The sequence below is a fragment of the Eubacterium maltosivorans genome, from assembly GCF_002441855.2.
Classification (GTDB): domain Bacteria; phylum Bacillota; class Clostridia; order Eubacteriales; family Eubacteriaceae; genus Eubacterium; species Eubacterium maltosivorans.
Genome location: NZ_CP029487.1, coordinates 303,596 through 322,356 on the forward strand (window position 1 = coordinate 303,596; position 18,761 = coordinate 322,356).

Annotated in this window: 22 protein-coding genes; 17 read left to right on the forward strand and 5 right to left on the reverse strand. The window is 49.7% G+C overall.

What is annotated here, in order from left to right:
* Nucleotides 1-86: 86 nt before the first annotated feature.
* Nucleotides 87-542, reverse strand: coding sequence for a DUF3021 domain-containing protein (locus tag CPZ25_RS01490; protein ID WP_096919451.1), 456 nt, complete (start codon nucleotides 540-542; stop codon nucleotides 87-89).
* Nucleotides 543-552: 10 nt separating this feature from the next.
* On the reverse strand, nucleotides 553-993 hold the full coding sequence (locus CPZ25_RS01495) for a LytTR family DNA-binding domain-containing protein (protein ID WP_074616076.1): 441 nt from the start codon (nucleotides 991-993) through the stop codon (nucleotides 553-555).
* 263 nt (nucleotides 994-1,256) lie between these two features.
* Between CPZ25_RS01495 and CPZ25_RS01500 the strand changes: the two genes are divergently transcribed.
* Nucleotides 1,257-1,778: a GDSL-type esterase/lipase family protein gene (locus tag CPZ25_RS01500; protein WP_096919452.1), complete on the forward strand. Its 522-nt coding sequence runs from the start codon at nucleotides 1,257-1,259 to the stop codon at nucleotides 1,776-1,778.
* Here the strand turns inward: CPZ25_RS01500 and CPZ25_RS01505 are convergent.
* Nucleotides 1,762-2,307, reverse strand: a complete 546-nt coding sequence (locus CPZ25_RS01505; protein WP_096919453.1) for a phosphatase PAP2 family protein — start codon at nucleotides 2,305-2,307, stop codon at nucleotides 1,762-1,764. The genes CPZ25_RS01500 and CPZ25_RS01505 overlap by 17 nt on opposite strands.
* Before the next feature lie 125 nt (nucleotides 2,308-2,432).
* Here CPZ25_RS01505 and CPZ25_RS01510 point away from each other — a divergent pair, with 125 nt between their 5' ends.
* From CPZ25_RS01510 to CPZ25_RS01555, 12 genes are all read left to right on the forward strand, one after another.
* A complete protein-coding gene (locus tag CPZ25_RS01510; protein ID WP_133067072.1) occupies nucleotides 2,433-2,939 on the forward strand; it encodes an LptM family lipoprotein in 507 nt (168 codons plus the stop codon).
* A 30-nt stretch (nucleotides 2,940-2,969) separates the two neighbouring features.
* A complete protein-coding gene (locus CPZ25_RS01515; RefSeq protein ID WP_096919455.1) occupies nucleotides 2,970-3,479 on the forward strand; it encodes a hypothetical protein in 510 nt (169 codons plus the stop codon).
* A gap of 565 nt (nucleotides 3,480-4,044) precedes the next feature.
* On the forward strand, nucleotides 4,045-5,511 hold the full coding sequence (trpE, locus tag CPZ25_RS01520) for an anthranilate synthase component I (protein ID WP_096919456.1): 1,467 nt from the start codon (nucleotides 4,045-4,047) through the stop codon (nucleotides 5,509-5,511).
* Nucleotides 5,511-6,092, forward strand: a complete 582-nt coding sequence (locus tag CPZ25_RS01525; protein WP_096919457.1) for an anthranilate synthase component II — start codon at nucleotides 5,511-5,513, stop codon at nucleotides 6,090-6,092. Before trpE ends, CPZ25_RS01525 begins: the two co-directional genes overlap by 1 nt.
* Entirely contained in the window at nucleotides 6,089-7,099 is a 1,011-nt protein-coding gene (gene trpD / locus CPZ25_RS01530) for an anthranilate phosphoribosyltransferase (RefSeq protein WP_096919458.1), read from the forward strand. Before CPZ25_RS01525 ends, trpD begins: the two co-directional genes overlap by 4 nt.
* Nucleotides 7,100-7,101: 2 nt before the next feature.
* Nucleotides 7,102-7,887: an indole-3-glycerol phosphate synthase TrpC gene (gene trpC, locus CPZ25_RS01535; protein WP_096919459.1), complete on the forward strand. Its 786-nt coding sequence runs from the start codon at nucleotides 7,102-7,104 to the stop codon at nucleotides 7,885-7,887.
* Nucleotide 7,888: 1 nt separating this feature from the next.
* Nucleotides 7,889-8,518 (forward strand): phosphoribosylanthranilate isomerase, encoded by a 630-nt coding sequence (locus tag CPZ25_RS01540; RefSeq protein ID WP_096919460.1) that lies wholly within the window; start codon nucleotides 7,889-7,891, stop codon nucleotides 8,516-8,518.
* Complete coding sequence (trpB, locus tag CPZ25_RS01545) at nucleotides 8,515-9,699, forward strand: tryptophan synthase subunit beta (protein WP_096919461.1); 1,185 nt, start codon at nucleotides 8,515-8,517, stop codon at nucleotides 9,697-9,699. The genes CPZ25_RS01540 and trpB overlap by 4 nt, the downstream gene beginning before the upstream one ends.
* Entirely contained in the window at nucleotides 9,692-10,477 is a 786-nt protein-coding gene (trpA, locus tag CPZ25_RS01550) for a tryptophan synthase subunit alpha (RefSeq protein ID WP_096919462.1), read from the forward strand. The genes trpB and trpA overlap by 8 nt, the downstream gene beginning before the upstream one ends.
* 102 nt (nucleotides 10,478-10,579) lie before the next feature.
* Nucleotides 10,580-10,744, forward strand: coding sequence for a hypothetical protein (locus CPZ25_RS20305; RefSeq protein WP_013379977.1), 165 nt, complete (start codon nucleotides 10,580-10,582; stop codon nucleotides 10,742-10,744).
* Between the two features lie 11 nt (nucleotides 10,745-10,755).
* Nucleotides 10,756-10,887, forward strand: coding sequence for a hypothetical protein (locus CPZ25_RS20930; RefSeq protein ID WP_263422115.1), 132 nt, complete (start codon nucleotides 10,756-10,758; stop codon nucleotides 10,885-10,887).
* Nucleotides 10,888-10,977: 90 nt separating this feature from the next.
* Nucleotides 10,978-11,721 (forward strand): GH25 family lysozyme, encoded by a 744-nt coding sequence (locus tag CPZ25_RS01555; protein ID WP_058694930.1) that lies wholly within the window; start codon nucleotides 10,978-10,980, stop codon nucleotides 11,719-11,721.
* A gap of 95 nt (nucleotides 11,722-11,816) precedes the next feature.
* Here CPZ25_RS01555 and CPZ25_RS01560 read toward each other — a convergent pair whose 3' ends face one another.
* Nucleotides 11,817-12,242: a hypothetical protein gene (locus tag CPZ25_RS01560; protein ID WP_096919463.1), complete on the reverse strand. Its 426-nt coding sequence runs from the start codon at nucleotides 12,240-12,242 to the stop codon at nucleotides 11,817-11,819.
* Between the two features lie 411 nt (nucleotides 12,243-12,653).
* Between CPZ25_RS01560 and CPZ25_RS01565 the strand changes: the two genes are divergently transcribed.
* Nucleotides 12,654-13,817 carry an NAD(P)-dependent malic enzyme gene (locus tag CPZ25_RS01565; RefSeq protein ID WP_096919464.1) on the forward strand — a complete coding sequence of 388 codons (1,164 nt, stop codon included), beginning with the start codon at nucleotides 12,654-12,656 and terminating at the stop codon, nucleotides 13,815-13,817.
* Nucleotides 13,818-13,853: 36 nt separating this feature from the next.
* Here the strand turns inward: CPZ25_RS01565 and CPZ25_RS01570 are convergent, their stop codons facing one another.
* Nucleotides 13,854-14,855, reverse strand: a complete 1,002-nt coding sequence (locus tag CPZ25_RS01570; protein ID WP_167495134.1) for a DUF3089 domain-containing protein — start codon at nucleotides 14,853-14,855, stop codon at nucleotides 13,854-13,856.
* A gap of 135 nt (nucleotides 14,856-14,990) precedes the next feature.
* Between CPZ25_RS01570 and CPZ25_RS01575 the strand changes: the two genes are divergently transcribed.
* The 3 genes from CPZ25_RS01575 (at nucleotide 14,991) to CPZ25_RS01585 (ending at nucleotide 18,727) form a co-directional block, all read left to right on the forward strand.
* Nucleotides 14,991-15,749: a MerR family transcriptional regulator gene (locus CPZ25_RS01575; protein ID WP_096919466.1), complete on the forward strand. Its 759-nt coding sequence runs from the start codon at nucleotides 14,991-14,993 to the stop codon at nucleotides 15,747-15,749.
* Nucleotides 15,750-15,925: 176 nt separating this feature from the next.
* A complete protein-coding gene (locus CPZ25_RS01580) occupies nucleotides 15,926-17,179 on the forward strand; it encodes a tyrosine-type recombinase/integrase (protein ID WP_096919467.1) in 1,254 nt (417 codons plus the stop codon).
* A gap of 114 nt (nucleotides 17,180-17,293) precedes the next feature.
* Nucleotides 17,294-18,727, forward strand: a complete 1,434-nt coding sequence (locus CPZ25_RS01585) for an alanine/glycine:cation symporter family protein (RefSeq protein ID WP_207670839.1) — start codon at nucleotides 17,294-17,296, stop codon at nucleotides 18,725-18,727.
* The last annotated feature ends 34 nt before the right edge of the window (nucleotides 18,728-18,761 follow it).

The following is an 18,761-nucleotide window of genomic DNA, read 5'->3' on the forward strand; positions in this document are numbered from 1 at the left end:
CCAGTGCCACAATGCTGAGCACAAAGGATGCCACTTTCATTTCAACACCTCATTTCGATAAAGTAGATGCCTCTATTATAACACGTTTAGGGCCTTTTTTCATAAAGGCGGTCGTTCATTTTAGAAATTTTGTGCCGAATAATCAGGTATTGGACAATCCAGATGATCAGGTAAAGCGCCGCGAAAATCCCAAAATAGATCAGAATGCTGATGAAATGGGGGCTTACCCAGCGGCAGGCAATGGAGACAGGCAGCAGTGTGAAACTCAACAGCAGAAAATGAATCACCGTTTTCCGCAGAAGGCTCCAGCGCTCCACTGCCCAGATGGCAGACCCGAACCCGCAGATAAAACCAAGGGCCGCGCTGGCCAGGTATTGGAACAGAACCGCGTTCATCAGGCCGCCCATCCGGTCGATGAGCGGGAGGGATACCGGCGAGTAGCTGCCAAAGACCAGAGAAATGGCCAGTGCGATGGTTGTGGAGATGGCAATGCCGATGGGGATGCCCAGAAGTCCGAAGCCCAGTGCTTTTCTTACAGTCATTTTAAGTACCTCACAATCCTAAGTATTTTTTGATTTTGGAGACATAGCGCCTTGACACATAGGTTTTGTCCCCGTTGGTCATCCGCAGGCTGATGGTGCCGCTGATACTGGTGTCCAGGTTTTTGACATGGCTGAAATTGACAATTTCAGAGTTGGAAATCCGGACAAAGCTGCCGCCCGAAAGCATTTCCTCCAGCACGTAAAGCCTTAGCTTTACCCGGTAAGTCTGCTGTGCGCACCGGACAAAGGTTTTCTGATCCTCCGTATAAAAACGGAAAATCTCCTTTTTGTCCAGCAGATAAATCCGGTCGCCGGAGATCGCGGTGATCATGCTGGGGTGGTCGGCCGAAAGGCGCTCAGCCAGGTCAGTGATTTCAGCGGTCAGGGCGTTTGTGCAGATAATTACCCGGGTTTTTTGCAGTCCGGGGTCTATTTTTATTTCAACATCCATTTTGAGAAGCCTCCTTGGTGTTTCCGTTAACGGTTGATTTAATTATACGCGAAACCAGGCCGGACGCAAGGCTTTTTCGCTAAGTGGTCGTAAACAGAAGCTAAGTGGCAGGTTGACGGCAGGCAGAGGGTGGGGTAAACTTTTAACAGCGGCGGTGCTGCGCAGACTGCTTTTTTCTTCCTTAGGCAAAAGGCTTCGTCTGCTGGGTTTTTTGTCATACTGTATAGCGGCAGCGCCGCGGATAATGGATTCTGAGGTGAAAAATGAAAAGGGATGAAATATTAATGATCGGCGACAGCCTGATCGAATACGGTGACTGGGACGCCCTGTTTGGAAAAGCGGTCATCAACCGGGGCATGGGCGGCGACACCACAGAGGGCGTGCTCATGCGCATTGGCAGAAGCCTGGAGAAAAAACCAGGAAAAATCTTTTTAATGGTCGGGGTGAACGACATCATCACCGGGGAGAGCACGGACTTTATCGCCCGTAACTACGATGCTGTGCTTGAGAAAATCAGGACGCTCTCGCCTGAAAGCGCCGTCTATGTGCACAAGGCGCTGCCCTGTAACCCCGAGAAGCTTTTTTTTGTTTTTGACAACAGCCGGGTGGCAGCCCTTAACCAGGAGATTGAAAAGCTTTCAAAAAAATACGATGCCAAATGCGTCGATCTGTGGGATGTCCTGACAGAAAACGGCGAGCTGCTGCCAGAGTACACCATCGACGGCATACACCTGACAGAGCCGGCTTACGCGCTGTGGGCAGACAGGCTTAAGCCCCTTCTTTAGGGGCTGGCAGAGCTTTTTTCTCAAGGGCATAGGCCGCAGAGCCCAGCCCGATCCCCAGAGCGGCAGCCGCCGCAATATCAGAGGGATAGTGGACAAAAAGGTACATTCTGGAAAAGCTGATGAGCGCGGCCAGCGGAATGGCCCCAAGGCCAAAGGATTTTTTGTTCAGTGTCAGGACAGTAGCGGCAGTCACAGAGGTCAGCGTATGGCCAGAGGGAAAGGAAGCGCCGAAAGGACGCCGGATCTTCAGCAAAACGGTGTGGTCAACGTCACAGGGCCGCGCGCGGTGGAAAATGTTTTTAACCAGAATATTGTTGGCGGCAACATCAAAGGATACCGCTGCTGCGAGCGTAAAGCCGCAGCGGCGGTATTTTTTTGAGAGCATCATCAGCCCGCCAATGCCAATCCAGACAGCGCCGGCAGTCCCGAGCTTTGTCACCCCGATCATCACCTTGTCCAGCGCTGGCGAGCAGAGGTTTTTCTGTATTTTTTTTAGTATCTTAAGATCATATTTCGTGATGTTTTTCATAGAGTGGTGTCTTCTCCTTATATCGTAAAGCACATTATACCTGAAAATGGATTGATTTTCATTAAAAGCAGAATGCTATTCGTTTTCAAATGTGCTATAATGAAGAAAAGGAAGGGGTGAGCGGAATGAAAAAGTATTGGGCAGCGCTGATGGCGGTGCTGGCCTGCATCGCTTTGACAGGGTGCGGCCAGGACAGCAGCCTTGTGGGGGCATGGCAGGAAGAATATTTTGAGAAGACCTGCCCGGAAAGCAGAGATAAAACACAGTATCATCAGGTTGTTTTTTACGATGACGGATCCTATGATGAAACGCTTTTTTTCGTGGAAAACGGGCGCTTTGTCAGCGATTCAGTCAGCGGTGGCTATGGCGATTACGGCAGCCAGCTCCATACAGTGGTCAGGAGTGGTGGTGGAAGTATCCGGGAAGCAAGCATTAAAACACCTGTTTTGGACCCTTTGCCGGGAAAATTTGAAAGATATGGCGGATGGAATAAAACCTTTCGCCTTATGACAAGAGACGGAAGCTATGGTTACCGTATAAGCGGCGATACGCTCTTCATTACAGATTTAGAGGTGGAGCTGGAAAAAGGGATGGGCAGCACCTTAAGCGGCCGGTACCGCCGCGTCCGGTAGAAGTTTTTTATATTAGAGAGAGGTTACAGAATGAAACGTATCATCACCGCCGCGCTCTTAGGCCTGGTATTGCTATTGACCGGGTGCAGCGCCCAAAAGTCACCCCTTGAAAATGTATGGCATGAGGATTTCAGCGATACGCCAGAGGTCATCGAGCTTCAGAATACTGGAACCTTCAGGGCGCAGCAGATTCACAGAGCGGACAATGGTTCATACTATGCTTATGGACCGACCGGCACCTATGGCGACACAGCGGAACAGTTGATTTTTGCGTGCTCTGGCAGTAACTACAGCGCTGATGACGCTGAAGATCTGGACGCAGAATCCCTTGGGCAGAAATTAAAGGAGCAGTACCCCAGCCGAATGGAACGGTATTATACCCTAGAGGGCGACACACTCTGGCTTTACGATAATCCGGATAAAAGGGAAACGCCAGATGTGCCGCTGACTGGAAAATTCCACCGGGGAGCGCCAAAGGAATGCAGTGATTTTAAGGGAAAAGACTATTTTGGAAATTATTCAGAGTCAGTCAAAAATTAGATTGCTCTAAAAAAAGAACAAAAACTTTAACCCATAAAAGCTTGACAGCCTAAATCTTGAGTGCTAAAATAAAGCACAATTAAAACAACAACTGAATACTTGCCTTAAAAACCATTGACGTGAAGATAAAAACAGTTCGTGCACTTACAGAGAGTCGGGAATGCTGAGAGCCTGGCAGAACGCAGCCTGTTAAATGGATCACCGAGGGCGCAGTGAACAGAGCGAAAGCTCCCATTACTCTGCGACGCACCTTCTGCGTTATTGAAGAGGCGGTTGATGGACCGCTGCAAAGAGCATGGGATCTTTTTTGTGTCCCGTGAATAAAGGTGGCACCGCGGGTGTTTTCATAGAATTTACAGCACTCGTCCTTTAATAAACATATCAGCGTTTATTTCAGGGCGAGTGTTTTTTGACGTTTTGTCCAATTTTTAAAAAAATTGGCAGGGGTAAAGGAGCGTTAGCGGTTACCCCGGTAACAAAACGAACGCAAAACATTGCTGAAATTCACCATTCTGGATTGCTATTTCAGCAATGTTTTGTGATCATTACTTAAAAGGAGTATCCTATGAAAATACCATCATTAGAAACAGTACAGAGACAATCAGAGGGTTACGCGGCCTTTCCTGTCAGCTGCGAAATCTTTGCGGACATCAAGACACCGATTCAGGTGCTGAAAATATTAAAGAGTATCAGCGCGCGCTGCTATCTGCTGGAAAGCGTCGAGGGGGTTGAGAAGTGGGGGCGGTACTCCTTCCTCGGCTTCGACCCAGTGGTCGAGGTGAAGTGCAAGGACGGACTCATGGAAATCAAAAATGGCACTTCGATCAGGGTAGAGACCGATGATCCGGGACAGGAAATAAGGCGCATCCTGTCTGAGTACAGAAGCCCTAAGGTGGCCGGGCTGCCACCCTTTACCGGCGGCTTTGTCGGCTATTTTTCCTACGACTATCTGAAATACAGCGAGCCGGCCCTGCGCTTTGACGGTGACGACAGCGCAGGCTTTAACGATCTGGACCTTATGCTGTTTGAAAAGGTCATTGCCTTTGACCAGCTGCGGCAGAAAATTGTGATCATGGTCACCATCAAAACCGATCATCTGGCGGTGAACTACAATCACGCTGTCAGGGAGCTGAGTTACCTGGTAAGCCTGATTCGAAGCGATGTCCCGGAGAGCAGAGAGAAACCGAGGCTGCTCAGTGATTTCAAGCCCCATTTTGACCGGGAAGCCTACTGCGAGATCGTGGAGAAAACCAAAAGTTATATCCGCGAGGGTGATATTTTTCAGGCAGTGCCCTCCAACCGTCTGACCGCCGAGATGGAGGGAAGCCTGTTTAATACCTACCGCGTGCTGAGGACCATCAATCCCTCCCCCTATATGTACTATATCGCGTGTGACGACCTCGAAATCGCCGGTGCGTCCCCCGAGACACTGGTAAAGCTTCAGGACGGCGAGCTCTCGACCTTCCCCATAGCGGGCACCAGCCCGAGGGGCGTAACCAGCGGAGAGGATGCCGAGCTTGAGGAGCGCCTGCTCAAAGACCCGAAGGAGCTGGCAGAGCACAATATGCTGGTAGACCTTGGGCGGAACGATCTCGGCAGGGTAAGCCGGTACGGCAGCGTTAAGGTGCAGGAATATTTAAAAATCCAGAAGTATTCCCATGTTATGCACATCACTTCCGTTGTAACCGGGCAGCTGAGAGAAAATATGGACCAGCTTGACGCGGTAGCGGCAGTGCTCCCCGCGGGCACACTCTCAGGAGCGCCTAAGATAAGAGCCTGTGAGATCATCAATGAGATGGAGGGAATACGGCGCGGTATTTACGGCGGCGCCATCGGCTATATTGATTTTACTGGCAATATGGATGTCTGCATTGCTATCCGGACAGCCGTCAAGAAAAACGGTCTGGTCTATGTCCAGTCGGGCGGCGGTGTGGTCGCAGACAGTGACCCTGAGAAGGAATACCAGGAGAGCATCAACAAGGCCATGGCTGTGGTTGAAGCGGTAAAACAATCGGTGGAGGTAATGGACTGATGATATTAATCATTGATAACTACGACAGCTTTTCATACAATCTGGTGCAGCAGGTTGGCAGCGTAAATCCTGACTTGAAAGTCATCCGGAACGATGTCCTGAGTCTGGACGAAATCGAGGCGCTGGACCCATCCCATATCATTCTGTCGCCAGGCCCCGGACGGCCTGCCGACGCCGGCGTCTGCGAGGCGGTGGTCCGACGCTTTGCGGGTAAGCTTCCGGTTTTAGGCGTGTGCCTGGGGCATCAGGCCATCTGTGAGGCCTTTGGTGCAGAAATCACCTACGCCAGCGAGCTGATCCACGGGAAAAAGAGCAGTATCCACATTGCCAATGGCAGCCAGCTGTTTAAGGGCCTGCCGCCCATTATGGACGCGGCCCGCTATCATTCTCTGGCCGTAAACCGGAGCAGCCTGCCCGACGAGCTGCTCATCATCGCTGAGGATAATGCCGACGAAGTCATGGGCGTTAAGCACCGGGACTTTGATGTGTACGGGCTCCAGTTCCACCCCGAATCCATATTGACGCCAAAGGGAAACCGCATTATCGAGAATTTTTTAGCGCTGGGAGGTAAAGCACAATGATACAGGATGCAATCTATACGGTTTTAAACGGACAGGACCTTGATCTGGACGCTACCAGGGAGGCTTTTAACCAGATTATGGAGGGAAAAGCCACCAATGCCCAGATCGGTTCCTTCCTCACAGCGATGCGGATGAAAGGCGAGACCATTGAGGAGATCACAGCCTGCGCCACGGTGATGCGCGAAAAATGCACAAAGCTTGACCCAGGGATGGACGTTCTCGAAATCGTGGGCACCGGAGGCGATGAAGCCAACACCTTTAACATCTCTACGGTTTCTGGCATTGTCGTCTCAGCCGGTGGGGTGCCAGTCGCCAAGCACGGGAACCGGAGTGTTTCCAGCAAATGCGGCGCCGCGGACTGCCTGGAAGCTCTGGGCGTTAAAATTGATCTGAATGCAGCGCAGAACGCGCGGATGTTGAGGGAGGCAGGAATCTGCTTCATGTTTGCGCCGGTTTATCACGCTTCTATGAAATATGCAGGCCCAGTCCGCAGAGAAATCGCGGTGCGTACCATTTTTAATATACTGGGGCCTTTAGCGAATCCGGCCGGCGCGAATATGCAGCTGCTGGGCGTCTATGATGAGAATCTGGTAGAGCCCCTTGCCAGAGTGCTCTCAAATCTGGGCGTTAAGCGGGGAATGGTGGTCCACGGACACGACGGCCTGGACGAGATTACCCTGTGCGACACGACAACCATCTGCGAGATAAACGACGGCCAGCTTAACAGCTTTTTCCTTTCACCGGAGCAGCTGGGCCTGACACGCTGCACAAAGGAAGCGCTGGTCGGCGGAGACCCTCAGGAAAATGCTGAGATCGCCCGGGAGATCCTGAGCGGTGTTCACGGTCCCAAGCGCGATGTGGTGCTCTTAAACGCCGCGGTCTGCCTGTATATGACCTACAATCAGATGACCCTCCGGGAATGTGTGCGCTTTGCCCAAAATCTCATTGACAGCGGAAAAGCCATGGAACAGCTGAACCGGTTCGTCGCTTTGTCCCATGAGGTGTAAAGATGATATTAGATAAATTAGCGGCCAGTACCAGGGCGCGGGTTGACCGGTTAAAGGCAGAAAAGCCCCTGGAAGCGGTAAGAGAAGAAGCGCTGTCAATTGCGCCTGAGAAGCCCTTTTGCTTTGAGGCGGCCCTGAAAAAGGAAGATATCGCGTTTATCTGTGAGGTCAAGAAAGCATCGCCCTCAAAGGGGATTATCGCACCAGACTTTCCCTATGTGCACATTGCCAGAGATTATGAGGCCGCCGGCGCAGACGCCATCTCAGTCCTCACAGAGCCCGAATATTTTTTAGGCAGCGACGACTATCTGAGCGCTGTCAGGAGAGCGGTGAGCATCCCGGTTATCCGAAAGGATTTTACCATTGATGCCTACCAGATTTACGAGGCCAGAATTATCGGCGCAGACGCAGTCCTGCTGATCTGTGCACTTCTCGATACACAAACCTTAGAGGAATACCTCCGGATTGCCGACGCCCTGGGCCTCACAGCGCTGGTGGAGGCTCACGATGAGACAGAGCTTCGCTCAGCGCTGAAAGCCGGCGCCCGGGTGATCGGCGTCAACAACCGGAACCTTAAAACCTTTGAGGTTGATATCGAAAACAGCAAGCGGCTCAGGCAGCTGGCGCCAGAATCTGTTATCTTTGTCTCGGAAAGCGGCATCAAAACGTCTGAAGACATCGATGCACTCAGGAAAAACGGAACAGACGCAGTGCTTATCGGCGAAGCCCTGATGCGCAGCAGCCGCAAGGCAGAGGCGCTGGAAAGGCTTCGGGGAAAGCGTGTTTAGCATGGAGACCAAGATTAAGATATGTGGCCTGACAAGGCTGCAGGATATCGAAGCAGTCAATGCGGTCCGGCCAGATTATATTGGCTTTGTATTTGCCGAGAGCAGACGCCGCCTGACACCACAGCAGGCCCTTTCGCTGAAAAGACAGCTTGACCCAAAAATCCAGAGCGTGGGTGTTTTTGCCAATCCCAGTCTGGAGACTGTTCTGAAAATTGCCAGCCAGGGTATTCTGGATATCGTCCAGCTTCACGGCGATGAGCCCCCCGCCTTTGCCGAGAGGGTGCGCCGTGAGACCGGCTGTCCCGTGGTAAAGGCCTTTAGAATCAGGGGGGAAGAAAGCCTGGCGGCGCTTAAAGCCTACGGCCAGGCGAATTACCTGCTGCTGGACGCCTATAATAAGAATGCCTACGGCGGTACAGGCAGCGCTTTTAACTGGGAGCTGTTAGATAGAAATGTGAGCGAAAAGCCCTTTTTCCTGGCAGGCGGGCTGAAGCTTGAAAATATCGAAAAAGCTATCAGAACCTTTCGGCCATACGGCGTGGATATCAGCAGCGGCGTGGAGACAAATGGGTATAAAGACCCCAGTAAAATAGAGGAAATCATCAAAAAAATAAGGAGATTCGATCAATGACAAAAGGACGTTACGGACAGCACGGGGGCCAGTATATCCCTGAGACATTAATGAACGCGGTGATTGAGCTTGAGGAGGCCTACGAACACTATAAAAATGATCCGGCCTTTAATGCCGAGCTGAACAGCCTGCTGGAAAACTACGCAGGCCGCCCATCATTACTATATTATGCCGAAAAGATGACGAAGGATCTTGGCGGCGCGAAAATATACCTGAAGCGTGAGGATCTGAACCATACCGGCTCGCACAAAATCAACAATGTGCTGGGACAGGTGCTCCTGGCAAAGAAAATGGGCAAAACCCGCGTCATTGCGGAGACAGGCGCAGGGCAGCATGGTGTTGCCACCGCCACTGCGGCGGCGCTCATGAATATGGAATGCGAAATATTCATGGGAAAAGAGGACACCGACCGCCAGGCCTTGAATGTTTACCGGATGGAGCTGCTTGGCGCAAAGGTCCACTCTGTTACCAGCGGCACCATGACTTTAAAGGACGCGGTCAATGAGACCATGCGGGAATGGACCAGCCGGATTATAGACACCCACTATGTGCTGGGCTCAGTGATGGGGCCGCATCCATTTCCCATGATGGTGCGTGATTTTCAATCTGTGATCAGCAGAGAAGCCAGAGAGCAGATTCTGGAAAGAGAGGGAAAGCTCCCTGCGGCTGTGCTGGCCTGTGTCGGAGGCGGCAGCAATGCCATGGGAATGTTTTATCATTTTATAAAAGATCAGGGCGTCCGGCTCATTGGCTGCGAAGCGGCCGGAAAGGGCGTGGATACTGACAAGCACGCGGCCACCATCGCCAAGGGCACCCCCGGCATTTTTCATGGTATGAAATCCTATTTCTGCCAGGATGTCTACGGCCAGATCGCCCCGGTATACTCGATCTCCGCCGGACTGGATTACCCCGGCATCGGTCCGGAGCACGCCCATCTGCACGATCTTGGCAGGGCGGAGTATGTGCCTGTCACCGACGACGAGGCCATCGCAGCCTTTGAGTACCTCTCGCAGACAGAGGGGATTATCCCGGCAGTCGAAAGTGCTCACGCCGTTGCCTATGTTAGAAAGCTGGCGCCGTCCATGTCAGAGGATGAGAGCATCATCATTTGCTTATCGGGCCGCGGAGATAAGGATGTGGCAGCCATCGCGCGCTATAAGGGGGTGGATTTACATGAGTAACCATCGCATCGCAAAGGCCTTTGACCACGGCAAAGCCTTCATTAGTTTTATCACAGCGGGTGACCCGACCCTTGAAAAAACAGAGGCGTTCATCACGCTCATGGAGCGGGCAGGGGCAGACCTCATTGAGCTGGGGATTCCCTTTTCTGACCCCATCGCTGAGGGGCCGGTGATCCAGCGGGCAAATATCCGCGCGCTGAGCCAGGGCGCCACAACCGACAAAATTTTTGACATGGTGGCCCGGGTGCGTAAAAAGGTTCAGGTGCCCCTGGTGTTTTTGACCTATGTCAATCCCATCTTTACCTACGGCATTGACCGGTTCTGCGCCAAGTGCCAGGAGGCGGGAATCGACGGCCTCATCATTCCAGACCTGCCCTTTGAGGAAAATAAAGAGGATAAACCCATTGCCGGGAGATATGGTGTGGATGTCATCTCGCTGATCGCGCCGACCTCCGAGCAGCGCATTGGAGAAATCGCCAGGGAGGCTTCGGGTTTTATCTATACAGTATCCTCCCTTGGAGTTACCGGTGTCCGGTCTGAGATCACAACAGACCTTCAGTCGATGATCCGGGTCATACGGGAGAATACCAGCACACCGGCAGCTGTCGGCTTCGGGATCTCTACGCCGGAACAGGCAGAGAGCATCAGCGCGTACGCGGACGGTGTGATTGTGGGGTCGGCTATTGTAAAAATGATCGAGGCTAACGGCGAAGCCGCTGGCCCGGTTATCGAGGAATATGTCCGGAAAATGAAAGCGGCCTGTGTAAAAAATGGTTAATTACCTTAGAGGATGTCATCCAAGCTGTGACATCTTCTTTGTTTTTTGGGAAAACTTGTGTTACAATAGAGCCGAAAATAGAGAACAGGAGGAACCAGATCAGTGGAAGAATTCCCTAAGATACAAATGCAGTTTGACAAATTAGTGATGGTGGTCAACCACGCGGAGCGCAAGGAGACCGATCCTAATAAGGCAGAATATTTACATTGGCTGAGAACACAGCTGGAGGCCATCGCTATCGATGAGAGCCAGCACCGTGAGTTCTGAGGAGGTGGAAAATGCAGCTGCCGGCATGGATGTGGGGCGTTGTACTGTTATGCTTCTGTGTTGTGATTTTTTACCGCAATAAGCACAGGGATGATGACAACGATAATGAAAACAATGAAGACCGCAGGCACCGTCGCTGGTAAGGTGCGTCAGAGTGCTGAGAGACTTCTACCAGCTAATATTAAGAATGAATCGATATACTGTAAAGCAGAATTTAAAGGAGTAGCGGTTATATGGAAAAATTTAAACAAACATTTTTAAGTAAGAAAGGCCTGATCATCGTTGCCGGTGCGGCCGCGGCAATACTGGTGGCGGTGGTCCTTTTCTTTGCGATTAACAGCGTGCGAAACAGTGGAAACCATGTAAAAGGTGTCGACGTTTCGGCCTATCAGGGTGATATTAACTGGAAAAAGCTGGCTGACCAGGACATATACTTTGCCTTCATTAAAGCGACGGAGGGAAAAGACCATGTGGACAAAAATTTTGAGAAGAACTGGAAGGAAGCGCGCAAGACTCATCTGAAGGTCGGCGCTTACCATTTTGTGAATTTTGACCAGGATGGAAAAACCCAGGCCGACCATTTTATCAACACAGTTCCCAAGGAAAATGACAGTCTGCCGCCAGTTATTGACCTCGAGCTCTATGGAGACTATCTGGATAAGCCGATGGATAAGAACAAGGTACAGGCCATTGTCAATGATATGATCGTAAGGTTCAAAGATTATTATGAAAAGACACCGATCATCTATACCAATTACAATACCTATAACACCTATCTATCCGACGCCTTTGCTGAAATCCCGATCTGGATCTGTGATATTTCAGACCAGGAGCCTGAACTGAAGGGCGGTCACGAGTGGCTCTTCTGGCAGTATTCCCAGAGAGAAATCCTCAATGGTTACAGCGGTGAGGAACGGTTTATCGATATGGACCTTTACAATGGAGACCTTCGCCAATTTAAAAAACAGTTTGAATAAAAAAGAAAACAGGCGTCCAGGCGCCTGTTTTTTTGATATAAATCAGGATAAAATCGTTATATAAATCCCCGGATGCTTTTCGCCGGAGGGATTTTTCAGTTCAGGTCATAAGTGTCAGAGTCAGGATGATAGGTGATTTTCTGAGCTTTTTTATCCTTCTTCACGGTATAGTCAATTTGAGAAATATAGAGCTTTCCTTCATCCAGTGAATGTGCATAGCTCTGCGTGACCTTTGAGAGATCGCGGCTGGACTTGGAATTAACACTGTCGGCGCTCTCCTCAATGGTGTGGGAAGAATCCTTAATGCCGTATGTAACCTTCAGGTCAGTAATCTCATAATCCGAATTGTTGACCGCTGTACTGATGATCTGTGTGTTTTTATCATCGACGGGAACAAATCCGTAGGTGATAAAAAGCCCGCTGCCTTCGTCGAACCTTACCAGTGGTTCGGATTGGCCGCAGCTGCTTACTGTAAACAGGGTGGTGACAATCAATAACAATATAAATAATCGCTTTTTCATGTGTCCTCTCATCAAAAGTGTTTTATTTGTTTCTGTCAATTATACCAGAAGTTTATTAAAAGAAAAAGAAAAAACCTGGCAGTATTCGTGGTTTTGGTAAGAACCTGAAGATTAAATTAAGAAATTTCAAAATAGGGTTGACAAAGCAGGCTGAAGGCTCTATAATAGACTTAAAGTTAGATAAACATAACAAATTATTTTTTCTAACTCCAACGATACTCCTTGATTTTATGAATTTTTACCACATTCATAACTTGTTCTAACCCGGAAAAGGCTCGCATCCCCAAGCGAGCCTTTTCTTTTGCCGTCACAATATTGAAAGTTTCTTGTAAACCGTCTTTAAACCCACACGGGGTTGTGTTATAATAAGGCCGTTATTTCATTACATAAATGTAGAAACCGGAGGAAAGTATGGATTACAATAAAGAAGCGCTGAAAGCCCATGAAGCGTGCAAAGGTAAAGTAGAAGTCGTTTCTAAGATGAAACTTGAAAATAAAGATGATCTGAGCATCGCCTACACACCGGGTGTTGCCGAACCCTGCCGTAAAATCGCGGAGAATAAAGAGGATGTCTATAAATATACCGCCAAGGGAAACCTGGTCGCGGTTTTATCAGACGGCTCAGCTGTTTTGGGTCTTGGCAATATCGGCGGTGAGGCCGCTATGCCGGTTATGGAGGGCAAGGCTGTCCTGTTTAAATCCTTTGGCAATGTCGACGCATTTCCGATCTGCGTCAGCACACAGGACGCTGACGAGATCATCCAGACAGGCATTAACATCGCTCCGACCTTTGGAGGGATTAATCTGGAGGATATCTCTGCGCCAAAGTGCTTTGAGATTGAGGAAAAGCTTCAGGAAGCCCTCGATATTCCGGTTTTTCATGATGACCAGCACGGGACGGCCATTGTCGTTTCTTCTGCCCTCATCAACGCCTTGAAAATAGTTGAGAAGGATATTTCTGAGATTAAGGTAGCCATCAGCGGTCCGGGGGCTGCCGGGACGGCCATTGCGAAAATGCTGATGTCCCTAAATGTAAAAAACATCGTCATGTGTGACCGTACCGGCATCATTGATATCAGCCGTGACGGCCTGACAGGCCATAAGCTCTGGCTGGCTGAGCATACAAATCAGGAACACATTACCGGAAGCCTGGAGGATGCCATCAAGGGCGCCGATGTCTTAGTCGGTGTGTCTGGCCCTGGCATTGTGACAGAGGAGATGGTAGCGTCAATGAATAAAGACGCCATTCTTTTCGCCATGGCGAACCCTATCCCTGAAATTATGCCGGATCTGGCTAAAAAAGCAGGTGCGCGTGTCATTGGAACGGGCCGGTCTGATTTTCCAAACCAGATCAACAACGTTTTGGCCTTCCCTGGGATTTTCAGAGGCGCGCTGGACGCAAGAGCGTCGCGTATCACTGAAGTTATGAAGGTAGCGGCAGCCTATGCCATCGCTGGCCTTGTAAGTGCAGAGGAACTGAATGAGGACTATGTTATGCCAAGTCCCTTTGATAAACGCGTCGCTCCGGCGGTTGCCAGGGCGGTTTATGACGCCTGGATGAAGGAAGTAAAATAAGAAAAAAGCTCTCTCAATCTGAGGGAGCTTTTTCTTTTAAAGAGCGTATTTTCCATCTGTTTGAGGATGGCTTGAAAAATAGGATTTTATGCGTGTTTTAACGTTGTTTTGAAGGTCATAGTAATAAAGCGGGTAATCGCCGGTGTGTAAAACACCGGAGGGGAAAGCGCTCTCCTGGCCGATGACCTTAAAGGCATCCGGGTCTGCAGTACTGCAGATCACAGTGCCGCGGTCCAGATCAAGGGCGGCGTCGGCATAGTGCGGAAGATCCTGCATGCCGACAAGTTTACCTGCGCTGTCACGTATGACCAGGCGCGAACCAAGGCTCTGCGACGCTTCGGCTTTTTTGTCGGTGAGGGTCCAGGTGATGGGGTTGATGGATACTGCGTCTGGGAGCAGGGTGATGTTGTCACCCGTGACACCCGGAGATTCTGTGTTATATGAAATGATAACGCCTGTGTCTTTTGCCCCCCGCGCAAAGGTTAAATGAGGATTGTCCTTTAAATATCCCCGGGTGATAGAGTAGCCGATCACATAGGCGGCGATCATCCGGTCCTGAACCTCCGGATGCTCTTTTAAATAGAGGCTGAGAATAAACTGGAGCAAAAGCGAGCCCTGGGAGTGGCCAGCCAGGATAAAGGGACGGCTGTTATTATGGTGTTTAATGTAATAGTCAAAGGCAGACAGTACGCAGGTGACAGGCCCCCTTGTGAAAAGCAGATTGTTTTCCGGCGTATTGTCGAGAAGGCATTCGAGGGCGGCCTGGCGGTACGCAGGCGCGTAAAAATTGCCGTAGGGCGAAAAGACGGACGCCTTTGTCTGGAGGTGCTCTGCGGCCCGGATACGCATGGCTTCATTGGTTACCTCGCAGATATTAGGACCATGCGGTGTTTTATAGTAGGCGGTGGGGTAGAGGTAAAAAATATCGATGGGCTTGTTATCAGGCCTGGCTATTTTTTTAGGCAGACACAGCCAGTTTTGATTGAGGCTGTAGTCGACTGGTGTATCTAAATCAGGAAGATAAGGATGCTCTTTCATACGGACTCCTTTGATTTTATGGAATTGTCTTATTATCATCTATTATAGCTTAAATATTTTTTTACAGCAAATCAAAAAAGGCCTTGACCTTTACGCGGCGTCAACGTCTATAATGTGTGACAGGAGGAGTAGAATATGGAATATACGGTTAAAAAGCTGGCGGCTATGGCAAAGGTCTCGCCGAGAACACTGCGTTATTACGATGAGATTGGGCTGTTGAAGCCGGCGCGTATCAACAGCTCGGGTTACCGGATTTATGGGGAGCGTGAGGTCGACCGCCTCCAGCAGATTTTATTTTACCGCGCGCTGGGAATTGAGCTGGCAGAAATCATACAGATTTTGGATGCTCCGGGCTTTGACAGCCTGACTGCTCTGAAATCCCACAGAGAGCAGCTCCTTCTTAAAAAGAAGCAGATTGACGATTTAATCAATACTGTGACCAGAACGATCGAGAGCAAGGAAGGGAAAAAGACAATGGAAGATCACGAAAAATTCAAAGGCTTTATTCAAAACAAGATTGATGAAAACGAGGACCTTTATGGTGAGGAAATCCGTGAAAAATATGGCGCCGAAGCGGTTGATAAAAGTAATGCCCAGTTTAAGAACATGTCACCGGAAAAATATAATGAATTTGTCGGGCTGGAAGAAAGCATCCTCACGCTTTTAACAGAAGTAACCCGGCTGGGAAGCATCGACAGCCCGGAAGGGGAGGAGCTTGCCCGGCTTCATAAACAGTGGATCACGCTGGCGTGGGGAAGCACTAACCCGGACGCACACCGCGGACTGGTTCGGATGTACACAGAAGACCAACGCTTTAAAGAATATTATGAAAGTAAAGCGGGAAAGAACAGTGCAGAGCTGCTTAAGCAGAGTGTGCTGAAGTTTATCCGGTAAACCCTTAAGTCTATGATCAACAGGGGCCTGCAGAGAAGGTAAGTCTGCAGGTTCTTTTTATTTTTGTGTAAAAAAGGGTTTAAAACAAATAAACATAGTTTATTACAAAAAATCTCAGCCGATTTTTATCTCCGAATATAAAATGATATAGAAATTTTATTTATCAGGAGGAAATCATGAAAGAACAGAGAAGAAACATCTACAAGCGGAAAGACAACCGTTATGAAGGTCGTTACATTGTGGGGTATGAAGGGGTGTACGGAAAGGCCCTATACCGGTCGGTCTATGCCCATACCTATGAGGAAGCAGTAGAAGTTTTGGAAGAGGCGGAGGAAAGAGTTCGCGAGGAGGTTGAGCTTCAGCGCTTGCTGCGCCGGCAGAAAACACAGCAGCAGACAACCGGGATTTTACAGAGAGCCTTCAGCCATGATGAAATGCTGAAAGTGGTCCGGACACTGACACTTCAGGAATGGATGATTGAGTGGCTGGAAGGGCATAAGAAAAATACAATTCGGGCAACCTCCTATATGCGGTATTATAATGTGATCTACAAGCATATCATCCCTCAGATCGGCAGCTATAATCTGCTGGAGCTGACACCGGATATTATTCAGAAATTTGTTAAATATTTATGTGAAAACGCGAAGAATGACGATACAGGCCTGTCGCCTGCGACGGTAAGGAGTTATATGATGATTTTAAAAAGCGCGCTGGAGCTGGCGGTGGACCAGGAGCTGATGATTAAAAATCCCTGCAGAAAGGTGTCGCTGCCGCCCAAAAGATTCCATAAGCCGGTCTATCTGGAGCCGGATGAGTGTAAACGGTTGGAGTATGTGCTGCTTCACACGGATGATAATCCCAAATCCGTCGCGATTCTGATGGCGTTAAAAACCGGGATGCGTCTTGGCGAGCTGGCGGCCCTCAAGTGGGGCGACGTCGATTTCTCTAACCGGGTGATACACGTCAGACATTCGGTTCAGCGGGTTAAGACCTTTGACCCGGCCGGGCCAAAAACAAAGCTGGTTGTCTCAGAAACAAAAACGACCAACTCTGTGCGGGATATTCCCATGAACAACGGACAATACCAGTATTTGAAGGCCTATCACCGCATGGTCGTAACCGAGTCGTGGGGAAACATCAATGAAAATACTTTTGTTTTTCAAAATCAGTCAGGGACCTTTATTGATCCGAGGGTGTATCAGCAGTATTTTAAAGTCGTCTTAAAAAAGGCGAAGGTCAAGGAAGTCAATTTTCACGCGCTCCGCCACACCTTTGCCACCATCGCAGCCAGTAAAAACATGCAGATATCTGTTTTGAGCAGGATATTGGGACATTCGAACGCAGCATTGACATTACAGTTATATATCCATTCCATCACAAATCAGGACAGGGCAGAAATGTCTAAAGTAGATTGGGAATATTCAGCCTGATCTTTTTTTACAGGCCAAAAAGACCGTAAAATGAGGACACTTGTACCCGCAACTTGTGCACTAACGTGAAATGTGGTAAAATGAACAGGTATATTTAGAAAAGGGAGGGAGAAAATGAGTTTTTCTGAAATTATTGCCGCGGTCAATAACTTCGTATGGGGACCGATTATGCTTGTGCTGTTGGTGGGTACAGGTGTCTTTTTGACCATACGGCTGAAGTTTTTGCCGTGGAGGAATCTGGGGTATGCCCTGAGATCGGTGTTTACCCGTCCGCCCAAAGATGAAAATGCCAAGGAGCACAGCGGGGATATCTCGCCTTTTCAGTCTTTAATGACAGCTCTGGCTGCGACCATTGGGACCGGCAATATTGTCGGCGTTGCCACAGCCATGGTATTGGGAGGCCCGGGGGCACTGGTATGGATGTGGATCAGCGCGCTGTTTGGCCTTTCTACCAAATACGGCGAGAGTGTTCTGGCGGTCAAATACCGTGAGACAAACTCGTCGGGTGAGATGGCTGGCGGGCCCATGTACGCCATGAAAAAGGGCTTTAAAGTTAAATGGCTGGGAAGCCTGCTGGCGTTTTTGTTTTCACTTTTTGCCGTCATCGCATCCTTTGGTATTGGTAACCTGACACAGGCGAACTCCATCTCTGATGCGGTTCAGAATACTTTTGGGGTACCGACCTGGATAACCGGTGTTGTTCTGACTGTTTTGGCATTGATCGTCCTTTTGGGCGGTATCAAGAGCATTGGCCGTGTCTGCGGCTTTATTGTTCCGATCATGGCTGTTTTCTATTTTGTAGCCGGAATCCTTGTTATTATCATTAATTTTCATAACGTACCGGCGGGAATCGTCGAGATATTCCGCATGGCCTTTTCACCTGAAGCGGTTGCCGGCGGTGTAGGGGGATCCATCATTGCAAATATGCTCTCAGCCATGCGCTGGGGCGTTGCCCGTGGGGTATTCTCCAATGAAGCGGGGCTCGGTTCTGCCCCGATTGCGGCAGCAGCGGCCAAAACTGACCACCCCTCAAGACAGGGGTATATCAATATGACCGGTACTTTCTTTGACACGCTAGTGGTCTGCAGCATCACCGGCCTTGTCATCGCCTCCTCGGGCGTGCTGGGCACAACTAACGCGGCAGGCGAGATCTATACCGGGGCAAACCTGACCATCAGGGCCTTCGAGTCTGCCATTGGCCCGGTAGGCGCTATGATCGTCACCATTGGTATTATGCTGTTTGCCTTTTCGACCATACTGGGCTGGGAGTATTATGGTGAAAAGTCACTGGAATATCTGATCCCGTCAACTGTGGCGGTTAAAATTTACCGGTTTGTCTTTTCGGTCGTCACGTTTTTGGGCGCGACCACGGCATTGCAGATCGTTTGGGATTTTTCCGATACCATGAACGGCCTGATGGCGATTCCGAATCTTATCTGTCTGTTGGTGCTCAACAAGGTGATCGCCCAGGAATGCTTTGATTATCAGGAAAATATCCTGATTCCTGAAAGGGAAATGAGAAAGCTTAAAAAGAAGCAGATGAACTGAAAAAATCCCGCCTGTGCGTAAGTGCAGACGGGAT